This window comes from Boudabousia tangfeifanii (assembly GCF_001856685.1).
Taxonomy (GTDB): Bacteria; Actinomycetota; Actinomycetes; order Actinomycetales; family Actinomycetaceae; genus Boudabousia; species Boudabousia tangfeifanii.
Map to the genome: position 1 here is coordinate 413,135 of NZ_CP017812.1, position 13,934 is coordinate 427,068.

The 13,934-nt window shown below is 54.2% G+C and carries 9 protein-coding genes; 4 read left to right on the forward strand and 5 right to left on the reverse strand.

The window, feature by feature from the left end; translation table 11 throughout:
- Nucleotides 1-55 precede the first annotated feature (55 nt).
- On the reverse strand, nucleotides 56-4,732 hold the full coding sequence (locus BK816_RS01550; RefSeq protein ID WP_071163607.1) for a family 20 glycosylhydrolase: 4,677 nt from the start codon (nucleotides 4,730-4,732) through the stop codon (nucleotides 56-58).
- Nucleotides 4,733-4,891: 159 nt separating this feature from the next.
- Here BK816_RS01550 and BK816_RS09265 point away from each other — a divergent pair, with 159 nt between their 5' ends.
- Entirely contained in the window at nucleotides 4,892-5,101 is a 210-nt protein-coding gene (locus tag BK816_RS09265) for a hypothetical protein (RefSeq protein ID WP_156981967.1), read from the forward strand.
- On the opposite strand, the gene BK816_RS01555 is transcribed toward BK816_RS09265, so the two are convergent.
- A complete protein-coding gene (locus BK816_RS01555; RefSeq protein ID WP_071163608.1) occupies nucleotides 5,098-5,697 on the reverse strand; it encodes a hypothetical protein in 600 nt (199 codons plus the stop codon). The genes BK816_RS09265 and BK816_RS01555 overlap by 4 nt on opposite strands.
- 241 nt (nucleotides 5,698-5,938) lie before the next feature.
- Between BK816_RS01555 and BK816_RS01560 the strand changes: the two genes are divergently transcribed.
- The 3 genes from BK816_RS01560 to BK816_RS01570 are packed head-to-tail and all read left to right on the forward strand — an operon-like array spanning nucleotide 5,939 to nucleotide 9,944.
- A complete protein-coding gene (locus tag BK816_RS01560; RefSeq protein ID WP_071163609.1) occupies nucleotides 5,939-8,125 on the forward strand; it encodes an AAA family ATPase in 2,187 nt (728 codons plus the stop codon).
- Complete coding sequence (gene mcrC, locus BK816_RS01565; protein WP_071163610.1) at nucleotides 8,122-9,153, forward strand: 5-methylcytosine-specific restriction endonuclease system specificity protein McrC; 1,032 nt, start codon at nucleotides 8,122-8,124, stop codon at nucleotides 9,151-9,153. The genes BK816_RS01560 and mcrC overlap by 4 nt, the downstream gene beginning before the upstream one ends.
- Before the next feature lie 47 nt (nucleotides 9,154-9,200).
- Nucleotides 9,201-9,944, forward strand: coding sequence for an NAD-dependent protein deacylase (locus tag BK816_RS01570; protein WP_071163611.1), 744 nt, complete (start codon nucleotides 9,201-9,203; stop codon nucleotides 9,942-9,944).
- 3 nt (nucleotides 9,945-9,947) lie between these two features.
- Here BK816_RS01570 and BK816_RS01575 read toward each other — a convergent pair whose 3' ends face one another.
- The 3 genes from BK816_RS01575 to BK816_RS01585 are packed head-to-tail and all read right to left on the reverse strand — an operon-like array spanning nucleotide 9,948 to nucleotide 13,900.
- On the reverse strand, nucleotides 9,948-10,955 hold the full coding sequence (locus BK816_RS01575; RefSeq protein ID WP_156981968.1) for a hypothetical protein: 1,008 nt from the start codon (nucleotides 10,953-10,955) through the stop codon (nucleotides 9,948-9,950).
- Nucleotides 10,956-10,997: 42 nt separating this feature from the next.
- Nucleotides 10,998-12,122: a hypothetical protein gene (locus BK816_RS01580; RefSeq protein WP_071163613.1), complete on the reverse strand. Its 1,125-nt coding sequence runs from the start codon at nucleotides 12,120-12,122 to the stop codon at nucleotides 10,998-11,000.
- Nucleotides 12,119-13,900: a DUF2207 family protein gene (locus BK816_RS01585; protein ID WP_071163614.1), complete on the reverse strand. Its 1,782-nt coding sequence runs from the start codon at nucleotides 13,898-13,900 to the stop codon at nucleotides 12,119-12,121. Before BK816_RS01585 ends, BK816_RS01580 begins: the two co-directional genes overlap by 4 nt.
- Between the last annotated feature and the right edge of the window lie 34 nt (nucleotides 13,901-13,934).

Consider the following 13,934-nt stretch of genomic DNA (forward strand, 5'->3'; position numbering starts at 1 on the left):
GGTGCCCCCGCCAAACCTGCTGGCGGGGGCACAAACCTGATTTCAGCGCTGGCGCTTACTTCTTGATGGGGTCAACCGTGTTGTGGGTTAGACGGTAGAAGAAAGCGGCCATAGCGTCACGCTGGACTGGCTGGTGGGGACGGAAAGTACCGTCTGGCCAACCGGTGGTGACACGAGCCTTTGCCAACCAGTTGATGTCCTTAGCGAACAAGGACTTCGCTGGCACATCCTTGAAACGAGGCTGAGCCTTCACCCGATCAAGCGAGGCGGCACGCAAGTCAGGATGGCACTTGCCACCATTCTCGCAGTAGCGGTGGAGGAAAGCAGCGATCGCTTCGCGGGAAACGGACTCTTCCGGATGGAAGGTGCCGTCGGCCCAACCGGTGGTGATGCCCTTAGCCTTCGCCCAAGCAATCTCCTTAGAGAAGTAGTAGCTGGCCGGAACATCCTTGAAGACATTCGACTTCGGGACCTTCACCTCAGGCTGACCCTCCAGACGGTAAATGAAGGTGATCATGGCGGCGCGAGTCATCGGAGCCAACGGGCGGAAAGTGCCATCCGGCCAACCGGTGGTGATGCCCTTATGGCGCAACCACTTAACCTCGCCAGCGAACTGGGTGCCATGCGGCATGTCCTTGAACTCGGTATTGACCTGATCGGACAAGGTCTTCAAGGTCACCTGGTAGTCCACCACGGGAGCTTCCGGGGTGGCAGGCGATGGTACCTCAGGAGTGGCTGGCGATGGTTCCTCAGGGGTGCCAGTCGAGGGCGGTTCGGGGGTGGCAACCGGTGGCTTCTGCCCGAGCTTTTCCTTCAATTCCTTGACTTCCTTCTGGGAGGCGCGCAAGTCCGCATTAGCCTTGGTCAGTTTCTTCTCGGCCAAGTTGGCGCGAGCCTCGGCGCTAGAAGCCTTGGCCTGAGCCTGCTGTGCCTGGGCGCGAGCCTTGTTGGCGTCAGCCTTGGCAGCTTGTTCAGCGCTGCGGGCTTGGGTGGCTTCGTCGCGCGCAGCCTGTTCGGCTTCACGAGCCTTCTGGGCGTCGGCCTTGGCAGCCTGTTCGGCCTGGCGAGCCTGTTCGGCCTCGGCCTTAGCAGCCTTCTCAGCGGCGCGGGCTTCAGCTTCGCTCTTACCAGCGGCCTTGGCCTGCTCGTAAGCTTCAGCAGCCTTCTTTTCGGCCGCCTCGGCGCGGGCAGTGGCCTCCTGGAGCTTACCGTTTGCGGCCTGTGCTTCGGCCTTAGCAGCCTCAGCCTTAGCCTCGGCAGCGTCCGCCTGGTTCTTAGCCTCCGCAGCCTTGCGGTTAGCGTCAGTTACCTGCTCCTTAGCCTTGACCAGATCAGCCTTAGCGGAAGCCAGCTCCTCGGTCTTCTTAGCAGCGTCGGCCTTAGCCTTCGTGGCCTCGTCCTCGGCCACCTGCTGACCCTGCTGGGCCTTTTCAAGCTGGGAGGCGAGCTCCTGGTTCTTTTCCTTCGCGTCAGCTAGGTCCTTCTCGCCCTTCACAGCCTTTTCTTCCGCCTGCAAAGCACTGTTACGCAAAGCCATCATCTCGAGGCGAGTGTTGGCCACCTTGGCGCGCGTCTGGGCAGCCTCGGTCTGCTTCGCGGCGGCATTAGCCTTCGTCTGGGCGATCGCCAACTTGGTGTCAGCCTCAGCCGACTTGGCCTTCGCCTCGGCCAGTTTGGCTTCGGTCTCGGCCACCTTCTCGGTCGCAATCTGAACCTTTAGTGCCTTCTCGCGCGGGTGCACGTCGGTCAGAGCCTTCGCGTCAGTCAAAGCCTGCTTGGCATCAGCCAGGGCCTGCTCGGCCGGAGCAATCGCCTTTTCGGCTTCGCGGGCAACCCCGGCAGCCTTTTCAGCTTCAGCCCCAGCCTGCTTGGCGGCCTCGGCCTGCTTCTCGACCTCGTTCAAAGCGGCCTTGGCAGCCTGGGCTAGTTCCTTCACCTTCTGGGCTGATTCCTTCGCGTTGGTTACGGCCTTGGCTTCGGCAGCGGCCTTCTCACCGGCAGTCATCAGCTCGTCCTTGGAGGCCTGCAAATCCTGGTCGGCAGCACCGTCGGCCTCGTCGGCGGGAGCCTTGCCCGCCTTGGCGTCCTCGGCAGCCTTTTCGGCAGCCTGCTTGGCGTCCTCGGCCTTAGCCTTGGCGGCCTTGGCAGCCTCCAATTCCTTAGCCAACTCGGTATCGTCGAAGGGCTGCTCAGCAACCGTGAAAGTCTTCGCGTCGGTGAAGTTTTCCAGCTTGGCCGAGGATGAAACGGTCTTAATGGCCAGTTCGCCACCGGCAGGGGAAGCGTTCAACTTCGCCTTGCCACTCAAGGTAAGGGTGGCGCCCGCAGGAACCACACCGGTCCAAGTCAAAGCATTGCCCTCCACCTTCACAGCCGGAACCTCAGGGGTCGGAACCACCTTAGCGGGCGGGTACACCTCGAACTCGTACAAGGACATGCCGTAGAAGTTGCCATTGGCCGCAGCGGTACGCTTCAAGCCCTGCATCTTCACATAACGCCACTTGCCTTCAGCGTTCAACTTCACCGTATCCACCTTCGGGCAGTTCGTGGCAGTAAGTTCTTCGGTGGCGTCGGTCCAATGCTCCGCGTCGCGCGAAACCTGAATCTTGTAGCGGGCCGCACAAGCATTCTCCCAGTAAATCTTTACCTTATCGAGAGTCTTATCCTCGCCCAAATCCACATAAATCCAAGCATTATCGGACTCGTTCGAAGACCAACGATCCTCGCGCAAATCTGCGGGCTCTGTAATGCCATCGGTAGCCTTTTCCTTCGGGAAACGATTACGAACCTCATGCCCCGAAACCGTGACCGGACGTTCCAAAGCCAAGTTCGGTGGCTGTGGTGGTTCAGGCATAGTCAATTCGGCCTTCGCGTCCGCCCACGACATTGGCAGCCCCTCGGCCACCACCTTCGCGGTCGGGTTCAACTGCTTACGGCCAGTGTTCTCCAAAACGTAACGGTACGAGAGCGAATCCTTCGCACCGACCTCGCCCGGCTCAGGGGTAGTGTTAACCTGGTTGTTCCAACGGAAAGCCGGTGGCACCACCGGAACCGGGCTAAACATGGCCTTGTCGTTCGCCTTCACACGGCGCACAAAATCGGCCGCCGAAACCTTCTGGGAAGGCTTCCAAGTCTTCTGACTCATCGCCGCCAACATGGGCAGGGAATCGTCACCAATAAAGTCGGCCGTTTTCAAATCCGGCTTATCGCACCAAATGGCGTAAGACGAACCGAGGACGTGATCTGGTTCCACCTCACGCGTGCGCTTTTCCGGGAAAATCCGAGGATTGTACTCGGACAAAATCTTCGGAGCGTCAGCGTGATCGTGGTACGCACAAGTCGGGCAAGCCGGGAGCACATAGTAGAAGTACTTATCCGAAACGTTCAACAACTTGTGACCATGCTGGACCAGTTTCTCAGTCGAAGGCATCTTCCAAGACCACTGCGTCCAGTAGCCCACCTGCACGTCACCCGGGATCGATTCCATCTCCGAGGTGTACAACAAGTCAGACCAAACGCGGCTAGTCGTGTAGCCCTTCGCCTTCACATACTTGTCCATTTCCTTCAAGAAGTGCATGTAACCGTCCATCACCTGGGCGCCCGCACCCACCTGATCCTCGGCATACTTCTTAAGCTTCGGGAGCTTGCTGGCCAAACGGTTCGGAATCCAATCCATCGGGAAAACTTCGTCGCCACCAATCATCCAAGTGGTGGTCTGACCCGCAAAGATTGGGGCAAACTCGTCAACCAAACCCTTCAGGAAGTTAACCGCCTCAGGATTCGAGTAGTCGATCATCTTCTGCGCGTACTCGTCCTCGGACGCACGGAACTCAGGCTTACTCTTCAAAATCCACTGCAAGTGACCCGGCATGTCGAACGCGGGAACCACCTCAACATGGCGGGACTTCGCGTAAGCCACGATCTCCTTCGCCTCATCCTGAGTAATAAACTCCGGGCTCATCAAATTCGGGTGCTTCTTTGACTCCAGGCGGAAACCCTCATTTTCTGAAAAATGCCACTGCAACTGGTTAATCTTCAACGAAGACATGCGATCAATTTCCTTCAGGAACCAATCCTTCGGGAAATACTTACGGGCCGCATCCACATGCAAAGAACGAACCGGGTAATCCGACCAGTCGGCCACCTCGCCAGACTGCACCAAATGACCCGAACGCAAAGCCTGCAACATGGTCTGGCCCGCATAGTACAAGCCGCGGGCCTCGGGTGCCTTCAAAGTGATGACACCCTTCGCACAATTCAACTGGTAAGCATCAGCCTGCTTCCCCTCAGGGGCGCTTGAAACCTGGCCGGTCTCCAGCACAATATCGCCCTTACGAGGCGAACCCTCGGCAGCCACCTGGTACTCGTGACCAGTCGCCGCCTTCAACTGCGCCGCCAAAGTCTTCGCATCAGCCGTCCGACGCTCATCGCCACCACGCAAAATCAATTTGCCATCAGGGCGGGTCACACAAGCCGTGCCCCCATCAAGATTCATAGATTGCGGAGTCGGGATAACAGCATTCAAGCCCTCCCCATTGTCCTCCGGAACATCCAGCTCCTCATCGTCCGCATCCGAACTTGCAGCTGGAACCGCCTCATTCACTCCGTTGCTACCAGAGGCCGACAAATCGCCCGGATCAGCCTGGGCCGAAGGGGATAAAGAAACCCCGCCAAGACCCGAAGCCACCAGGGCCGCGGTCGCTGTCACAACGCCAAAACGCTTCAGTGACATACATTCTCCTTGTGCTACAGCCGAGTCATCATTGATCCGGCACGAATTCACACCACCCAAGTCCTTTCTATGGGTAGAGATTCGTCTATTTTACTCTTTTTTCAGCGCAAAATAAAACGAAATAGTGACCTGCGCAAAAGTTGCCGAGCCGCTTTATTAATGTCGCAACGTGGTGTCACACTAGGTTTGGGGTGGCCGAGGGCGAGTGGTGTGGGGGCGGGTGGGTTGCTCCCGCCCTGGTGGGTTCGCACTGCTCGCGACCCCACCAATGCCCGTCCGCACCCCGAGCACCCCACCCGCACCCACAAGGGGTTCGTCCTCGTGGGCAGAGCAGACGACAGCAAACGTGGGGGAGAGGCGTTGCGCTAGCGTGGCTGCAGGGCCAAGACGCCCGTGTTCGGATAGAACTCAACTGGCGCATCGTGCAGCTGATCCAAACTCTGGTACTTGTGCACCCCATCGCGCACCACAAACCAAACCTGCAACTTTTGCCCATCGGAACTCTGCAAGGTGACGCGCTCACCATCCCGGTAGTGGCCAAAACGCGTCCGAATCTTGTAGGGCGCCCGTTCCACGAACGAAAAATTCTTGGTGACGGTCCCGCCCGTCAAATCAAGAACCGCATTAAAGCCTTGCGGCACCGCCGAAACCAACAAATAAATCAGCACCAACAAGGTCAGGCCGCTCTTAAACATTTTTACATTCCGCGGCTCAGGAATCTGAGTCGGTGAACTGGTTGAATCCCGTTTCGTCCTCGTCAAAGAGAAACTTAAAACTACTAGGGCGGAAGCAACCACAATTTGCGCAAACATCAAACCGAGCTGCACCCAAACCCCTATCAGGCCAAAGGTGCTGTTGTAGCTGTATCGCAACCAGAACAAGAAAGCCAGAACCGCCACGATCACGTACCCGACTGTCACAGCGGTGCGGAACTGCTTATCGTTTTGCCATCGCTCTCTCAACATGCACCTCCCGCTATCTTCTGGCTGCTCACTTTCCCTTATATTACCGACCGAGGGCGTGTGGTGTGGGGGCGGGTGGGTTGCTCCCGCCCTGGTGGGTTCGCGCTGATCGCGACCCCACCAATGCCCGTCCGCACCCCGAGCACCCCACCCGCCCCCACAAGTGGTTCGTCCTCGTGGAATAATGTCTGGGTAGCCAGATGACTGCTAACGGTGGCAGTTTGTCGATGACGAATCGGGGACAATGATGAGTGAAGAGTACGACTGGATTGACTTCTACACGAAGTTTGCGGACAAGCTGTTGGAATACAAGCATCGGCGTCCCGAACTAATTGCGTTGATTCAGGAGATGTACGAAGCGATCGGTGAGAAGTTCCCGAAGCTGGAAGCTGAAGGCGTGCCGACTGACATTGATCCTTACACCGTTTATGGCTTGTTTAATAAAGGTATTCGTGACTCTACTCGTAAAAAAATCGTCGATTATCTGAACTCTAAGTTGGGTTTGAATTCAAGACCAGTTTCGTCATTTAATGGAGTTCCAATACTCAATAATCAAAATGCTACTTTTTATGCATTCCGATGGAATGCTAGGAGAACTGATAAAGATATAGATAATCTTTGGGATGTTTTTGAGGCATCGGTGCGCTTGGCAGACAATGAAAATGAAGAAAATAGGAAATTATTCGTCGCTGCATATGAAAATCTGAGTGAACAGTTCAATATTCGCTGGAATATTACCTTTGGTTTTTACTGGACTCGCCCGAACCGTTTTCTTAGCTTAGATGGTCGTAATCGTTGGTATCTGGGTACTGAGGCTTTGGCTGGAGAGGTTTGTGCCTCTGTCGTACCAAGGAAAAATACTTCGCACGTTCCAACCGGCGAAGAGTATTTGCAGATTTGTGACACGGTTATAGGGCAGTTGGGAACGTCTAATTGTCCGGCCGCTTCTTTACCGGAGTTGAGCTATGAGGCTTGGCTTGAATCTGAGCGTGTTAACAAGGAAGAGGATGAACGTAAGGCCAAGGAAAAGGAGAAAGCTAAAAATTCATTGGGAGATGGTGACGTTTCCCGTCAGCGGTTCTGGTTAATTTCTCCGAGTAAGTTCGCCTCTGTTACGGATGATTTGTTTGATCGTGGAGTGATGATTTTAGGCTATCCTTCGATTGGGGACTTAGCTGATTTCGAATCACGCGATGAGATCCGTGAGGTTTTAAAGGAATCTATTTCTGATGAAAGCCAGCAGAAGAATGTCTCTTTAGCGATGTGGCAGTTTGTATCTGAAGTACAGATTGGTGATGCCGTTTATATTAAAGAGGGTCCGAATAAAATTATCGGTTGGGGGATTGTAGCCGAAAACTATCGTTTTGAGGAAAAGGCTAACTTCCCATATATGCGTCAAGTGGATTGGAAATCTAGAGAGATTTTCACACCAGTTAGTGGGTTGCCCAATAAAACTTTCACGGAAATTACCGACGACCAGGTGTTGCTGACGAACTTGGAAGAGTTTTACGCCCAGTCTGATGATGTGGTGGAGGATTTCGAGGCTGAGTCTTTGGAGAAACAGTACCCGGCTTATGGGCGCGCTGATTTTCTGTCTGAGGTGTTTGTGACCGAGGGGCAGTATGAGTCGATGGTGCAAGCCTTACGCACGAAGAAAAACATTATTCTGCAGGGTGCCCCCGGGGTGGGAAAGACTTTCATTGCCAAGCGTTTGGCCTACTCCATGATGGGGGAGAAGGATATCAATCGGGTGATGATGGTGCAGTTCCATCAGAGTTACTCGTATGAGGATTTCATTGAGGGCTACCGTCCGGCCGGTAGTGGCTTTGAACTACAAAAGGGTGCTTTCTACAGTTTCTGTAAGCGCGCTGCTGACGACTTGGAGAATGACTACTTTTTCATTATTGACGAGATTAACCGAGGCAATCTTTCGAAGATTTTCGGTGAGCTGTTCATGTTGATTGAGAACGACAAGCGCGGCAAGAGCAACAAGCTGCAATTGTTGTATTCGAAAGAGTTGTTCCACGTGCCAGAGAATGTGTATTTGATTGGCATGATGAACACGGCAGATCGCTCTTTGGCGATGCTGGATTACGCGTTGCGCCGTCGTTTTGCGTTTATTGAGCTACCTCCCGGTTTTGCTACCGAGGGATTTGGTCGCTACCGTGACGCCCTCGGCAGTGAACAACTGAACCTGCTGCTGCAAAAAGTGAACGAGCTGAACCAGGCAATTGCCGCCGATGATTCCCTAGGGGAGGGCTTCTGCGTGGGCCACAGCTATTTCTGCAACCTTGAACGCGAAACTTGCGACACTAGTGCCCTGTCAGCGATTGTGGAGTTCGAACTATTACCGCTGGTTAAAGAGTACTGGTTTGACGAGCCCGCGAAGGTGCGCGACTGGTCGGATCGTTTGCGGAGGACTTTGAGTTGATTCCAACTCGAAACATTTACTACATGCTCGCCTACGCTTTCACGGTGTTGCGCGAGGACAAGTACCGTGAGGTGGCGACCGAGGATTTTGACCATTCGGCCGACTTACTGGCGGCAATCCTTGAACGGGGGATTAGTTCGCAAGTCAAGCGAGGGTTGGGGCGCGACTATTTGGATCGAACGGACCAATTGTCGAGTTTGCGCGGCAAGATTGAGGTCAGTGAGTCGGTGAAAACGCAGGCTTTTCAACGCCGCCAAATGGTGTGCTCCTACGACGATTTTTCGGTGGATACGGCCGCGAACCGGATCATTAAGGCGACCGTAAACTTGTTGTTGCGTTCTGACATTGATAAGTCGCGCAAGAAGAGTTTGCGCAAGCTGATGGTGTTTTTCGCCGAGGTGCGTTTGGTGGACTTACGTCAGGTGAGCTGGCGTTTACGTTACGATCGCAACAACCAAACATACCGGATGCTGATTGGGGTTTGTTGGCTAGTTTTTAAGGGCCTGTTACAGACCGAGGACGATGGTTCGACTCGTTTGATGAGCTTCTTTGATGAGAGCAGCATGTGCCGGCTTTATGAAAAATTCATCCTTGAGTTCTATCGCCAAGAGCACCCGGAACTCACGGCGGAAGCTTCCCAAATTGGGTGGGTGCTGGACGATGGTTTCTCGGACATGCTGCCGATCATGCGCAGCGACATTACGTTGAGCCGTGGTGAAGAAGTGCTGATCATTGACGCGAAATACTATTCGCACACCACAACCGTCAATTACGACGTGCACAAAATCAAGTCGGCAAACTTGTACCAGATTTTTACCTATGTGAAGAACAAGGATGCCAGCTTGAACTCACAACCACACCAGGTTTCAGGGATGCTGCTTTATGCCAAAACGGATGAGGAAATCCAGCCCGACTGCGTCTACCAGATGAGCGGCAACCAGATCAGCGTCAAGACCCTCGACTTGAATTTGCCCTTCGAAGAAATCCGCGCCCAACTAGACCAAATCGTCTCCGATCACTTTGCCTAATCCCCACACCTTTTGGCACTTTGGTTTTGCGGGTTTATGTTAGTGGCATGGATGAGAATGCCTTGTTGGATGAGTTAGCCGGGTGGATTTCCCAGGCCCGTCGCGGTGTCTTTTTTGGCGGCGCGGGAGTCTCGACCGATTCAGGGATCCCTGATTTTCGTTCGGCTGCGGGCTTGTATGCGCAGCGTGGTGAGGGCGATAGCCCCGAATACCTGCTCAGCCACGAGTGCTTAATGTACGAGCCGGAAAAGTTTTACCATCTGTACAAGAACGAGCTGGTACACCCCGAGGCAAAACCCAACGCCGCACACGAGGCTGTTAACACCCTGGTGGATCGTGGGCATCTATCTTGCGTGGTCACCCAGAACATTGACGGTTTGCACCAGGCGGCCGGCACCCAAAAAGTGTTCGAATTGCACGGTTCAACCGCCAGGCACTATTGCGTTGGCCCAGCCGCCCATGAGGCCACCCTCGAGCAGGTGATGCAGGCCGAGGGCGTGCCCTACTGTCAGCAGTGTGGCGAAATGATCCGCCCAGACGTAGTGCTTTACGGTGAAGCCCTCGACGAAAACATGATCGAAGGCTCCGTCACGGCTCTGGCCGCCGCAGACTTGGTGATTGTCGGTGGAACCTCGCTAAACGTGTACCCGGCGGCTGGGTTCCTCCGCTACTACCAAGGGGATCGGCTGGTGCTAATCAATGCGGAACCAACCGCCTGGGACTCCCGAGCCGACCTAGTCATCCACGGTCGCCTCGGTCAGGTCCTAACCGCCGCACTCGAACGGCTCTGAGCCTCAGAACTCAATACACGGGTCGCTGATTAGGCGATTTTTGTTCTTGTACCCCAAAGTGCGCAGAATCAAGAAAACAGGAGCTTTCGTCGCAAGAGGTATCCGAGTCTGTTCCCCGCGCCCAAAGCTGGCGTAACCACCACTATTTTGAATGCGATCCTCGTCCATTTGGGCAAGCGAGGTAAAGGGGAGCGTGGTGTAACTAAATTCGCCTTGCGCAGCCGTGTACCCAGCAAAACCTGCCCCTCTTGCACTAATCCCATCGGGAGTAATGGTTAGTTGAGTGTGCACCCGCGACTCGTAAAAGGTGTAACCGCCCTCGGGAAAAATCTTCAGATGCAGCATCGTGTTATCGGCAACGTCACCGTATTGGTACAGTCTGGCCCACTCTGGCCCCTGATCCCACGCAATATCCACCTGCAAATGGCTCCCCTGGGGCACCATCACCATCCTTAACGGAGAAAACTCGTTGGTTATTTTCGCTAGTTGTGTTTCGACCTTCTGCAGGCTCGCGGGGCTAGTGTACGTTTGGTAAATATCGAGGTCGTAAAACTCCCGCATAATCGGAGCCCACGAAGGAAGCAACTGCTCTTGAGCCCGCCGCGACAAGTTCTTTCCCCACTTCTTCAAAGCGCCGCCGAGGGCGAGCAACCCCACAGGCGCACCAAAAAACACAAGAGTGATAGTCCCCTTGACTGCCACCAGGCCCTCCATGGATTTTCCCGAAAAATTGTCTGGCGAGGCAAGGCTATACACGATGGGCACCACAATCAGCGCAATCAGCAAAGCAAACGCTGACATGAAAATGAAAACCCAACCAGAAGTAATAGCCATAAAAGCCCCAACATTGATGCCCGTACCCTCCAAAGGAATAGTTCGAATCTCCGTGGGAACAAGACCGCGCTCAGTCGGATACTCAATCACCGCACCATCTCGCGCACCCTGGCGCGGGGCCCGATCACCCGGTTCATGATTCAACCCAAAATTCGAGTTGACCCTAAACTCCATCACTAAACCTTCCCACCTAGAATCGTCCTCACGGCACCAGCCCGGCTATTTGCCGTTTACTTCTCGCACACCGTTCTTGTCGATCTGCAGGAAAGGCTCGTCAAAATTGTAGAAGTCGATTCCACTGTTTGTTTCCACTTCCACCTTGCCTTTCACCTGCCAGGTATCGCCCCGAGGAGACATCTGTTCGATCCGCAAAGTCTTCTTAGTGGCCTTAACCGGAACAAGCTTGACGCCACTTCGCTGATACTTGTCTGCTAGGAACTTGACCGCCCTCGGGTTAATGAACTCGTAGAACTTGTCCATAAAATCGGGGGTGGGGCGATAATCCAACTTCGGCTGCCACTGAGTGAAAGTCTTCTCGAACCAGTTAAATGACCCAGTCTCCGGAACCTCAACCAGACCATCAGCCGCGCTAAGCGAAAGATCGTACGTTTCCGGCAAAGTCCAGAAAGTAACCGACTGCCTGCGAGAGTTACCCAAAATCATGCCCCTCGAAGCCGGAAAACTAAAAGCGTGATCGCCCGCCCTCACGTGCATGGTCAAATCCTTCGGCACCTGATAGGGGAGTACTACCCGCAAATTGTTCAACTCGCCAAGGCTCAAAATTTTCCACTTCCCACCCTGGCGCAACAACGACAAAGTCACCATCATTGGCTTACGCGAAATATCCTTAGCCTCAAAGTGCAAAGTCTTGTGGAACCTAGGCAAACCAGAATATTTGCCATAATACGAGTGAATGTCCATCCTATAAGGCTCCGGAATGGGCGAATTCTCCGATGGCTCCACCAGGTCGTAGCCTGAAAAGAAATCCCTGGTCCTCGGATCATTCGCCAACAGTTCCGCCTCCTGCGGCTCCAACAGGTATTCCTGTTGCAAGGTCTTAAAATCGCCACCAGCAATCAGCTTGGCCATCCGCAAAGTTTCCTGATAAAACTCCTGCTGGCTCAAATTCTCCAAAGACTCATTCAAAAACTGTTGCCTAAAAGGGTCCGTACTAGACGTGATCGGTGGTTGAATCCCCTTATCCTTGGGGCCAAACCAGCTATCCTTGTGGGTCGAAAAAACAATCACACCCACCGCCAGCAAAATGGCAATCAAAGCCACCCGAAGCATCGAACTGCCCGACTTTTTCTCCTGGCCCTTATGGTTATATTTGCGTTTACTCATCGGGTACCACCTCCACTGCTACCACCGAACGAGCCTCCGCCGCCACCAGAGAAACCGCCAGAACTACTGCCCGAGGAGCTGCTGTCACTCCGACTAAACTCGCTCAAATACAAGGTGTCAGACCAGCCCGAGGCCGCCCCAATCGTCGACTCAGCCACCCGCACCTCAGCAAGCTTATCCGGAATCACCGGACGCAACTGCTCCAGCACCCGCTCAGCACAACCAAAAGCGGTCGCATAAACCAAATACGTTTTCCACAACGAAACCTCACGAATCTCACGCTCATCAATAATCGTGAAATCCTCCAAGAAGCGCTTAAAAGCCACCATCTCGTGGTACGTCCTAGCGCCCCGCTTGCTCAAATAGCGAACCACCCACTCGTTGGGGTCGCGACCAAACTTCTGCGACTCGGTCAGTTTCTCCGAATCCGACCACCTCTTACCCAGTCGCTCCATACTGCGCACAATCTCGCCCCACTCGAAACGGTTATGGCGCAAAAACTTCTTCAACTCCGAACGCTCCAACACCAAATTCGGGCCCGCAGCCTCCAACAAGAACTGGTAAATCTCCTGCTCGTGACCGCTAAATTTATTCAACTTGTTTGGGTAAAAACGGAAAGTCGTAGTCTCCCGCCAGCCAGCATTCAGCCCCGGCGAATTCGCTAAAACATCACCATCAAGCGTCCACTTCATCAAATAGAACGCCACAAAATTCCTACGCACCAGCTTGCGCAACTTCCGATCATTAGCCAACAACGTCAACTCCCACATCACCGGGACAGAAGTTGTGGGCGCCTCATGACGGTAATAATCCGTAAACGGCAAATCCACCTGCTTCAAAGCATTACGCCGCAAACGATGCTGCTTCAGATTGCGGCTAATGAACGTAAACCCGCTAACGAAAAGCGCAAAAGTGACCATACCAACAGAAAAAATGACAAACAAGGCCCCAAAAAGCGACTTCGGGCTAGAAACAATATCCCAAAAAATCCGCGAAGCCTTCGACGGGCCACCCACATCAAAAGCCTTCCCCCGAGTATTGTTCTGCTCCAACAACTCGGCATACGACTTGTCCAAGTGAGTCTTCGTATTAAACGTGCCCGCCGGCAAATGCGCCATCACCACCAAATAATCGTCACCGCTAACTTGCTGCTCACCGCGCACAGTCAACACGTTATTGTAGTAAGCCATCATCGGCTGATCCCCATACGCATGTAAATCAGTCACTGTCTCCGGCCCAAACAGAGGCGACTTCACCTTAATCTCATAACCCTCCGGGCCCGGCTTCAACTGGTCATTCAAAAACTGCCAGTTAATCGCCTGCGCATCGGTCAAATCATTAACAAAATTCGTGATTGTATAGCGCACCGTGTACACGTGGCGCCCAGGATCACCCAAACCCCAACACAACTCGGTCGTACCATCGCGCTTATCAATCCGGCCAAACAAGCCGGCCTTCTCCGCCCGAGAAGCCTTCACATTCCAATCCGGCTTCAACTGGTACTTGAAATCGCCCTCGGACACCGAAAAATTGGTGATCTGCATGTGCTCACCAAGACGACCAAGGCGCTTAAAAAACTCGGTATTTTCGTCACCCACATGCGTCCACTGCTCCGTGAAATGCGCATTCCCATCCGGGTCGAGCTCCACCCCGATCTTCAAATCCAACAACGCATCCATTGCCTGTGCCGAGGGCACCACCCCCAACACCGGCGCACAAACCAACACCAGCGCCAACAGCACCCGCTGCCAAGCTCGCCATCTCTTTTGCGTCCGCACTAACGCACCTCCTAGAGCCGACAGTTACGTGTTT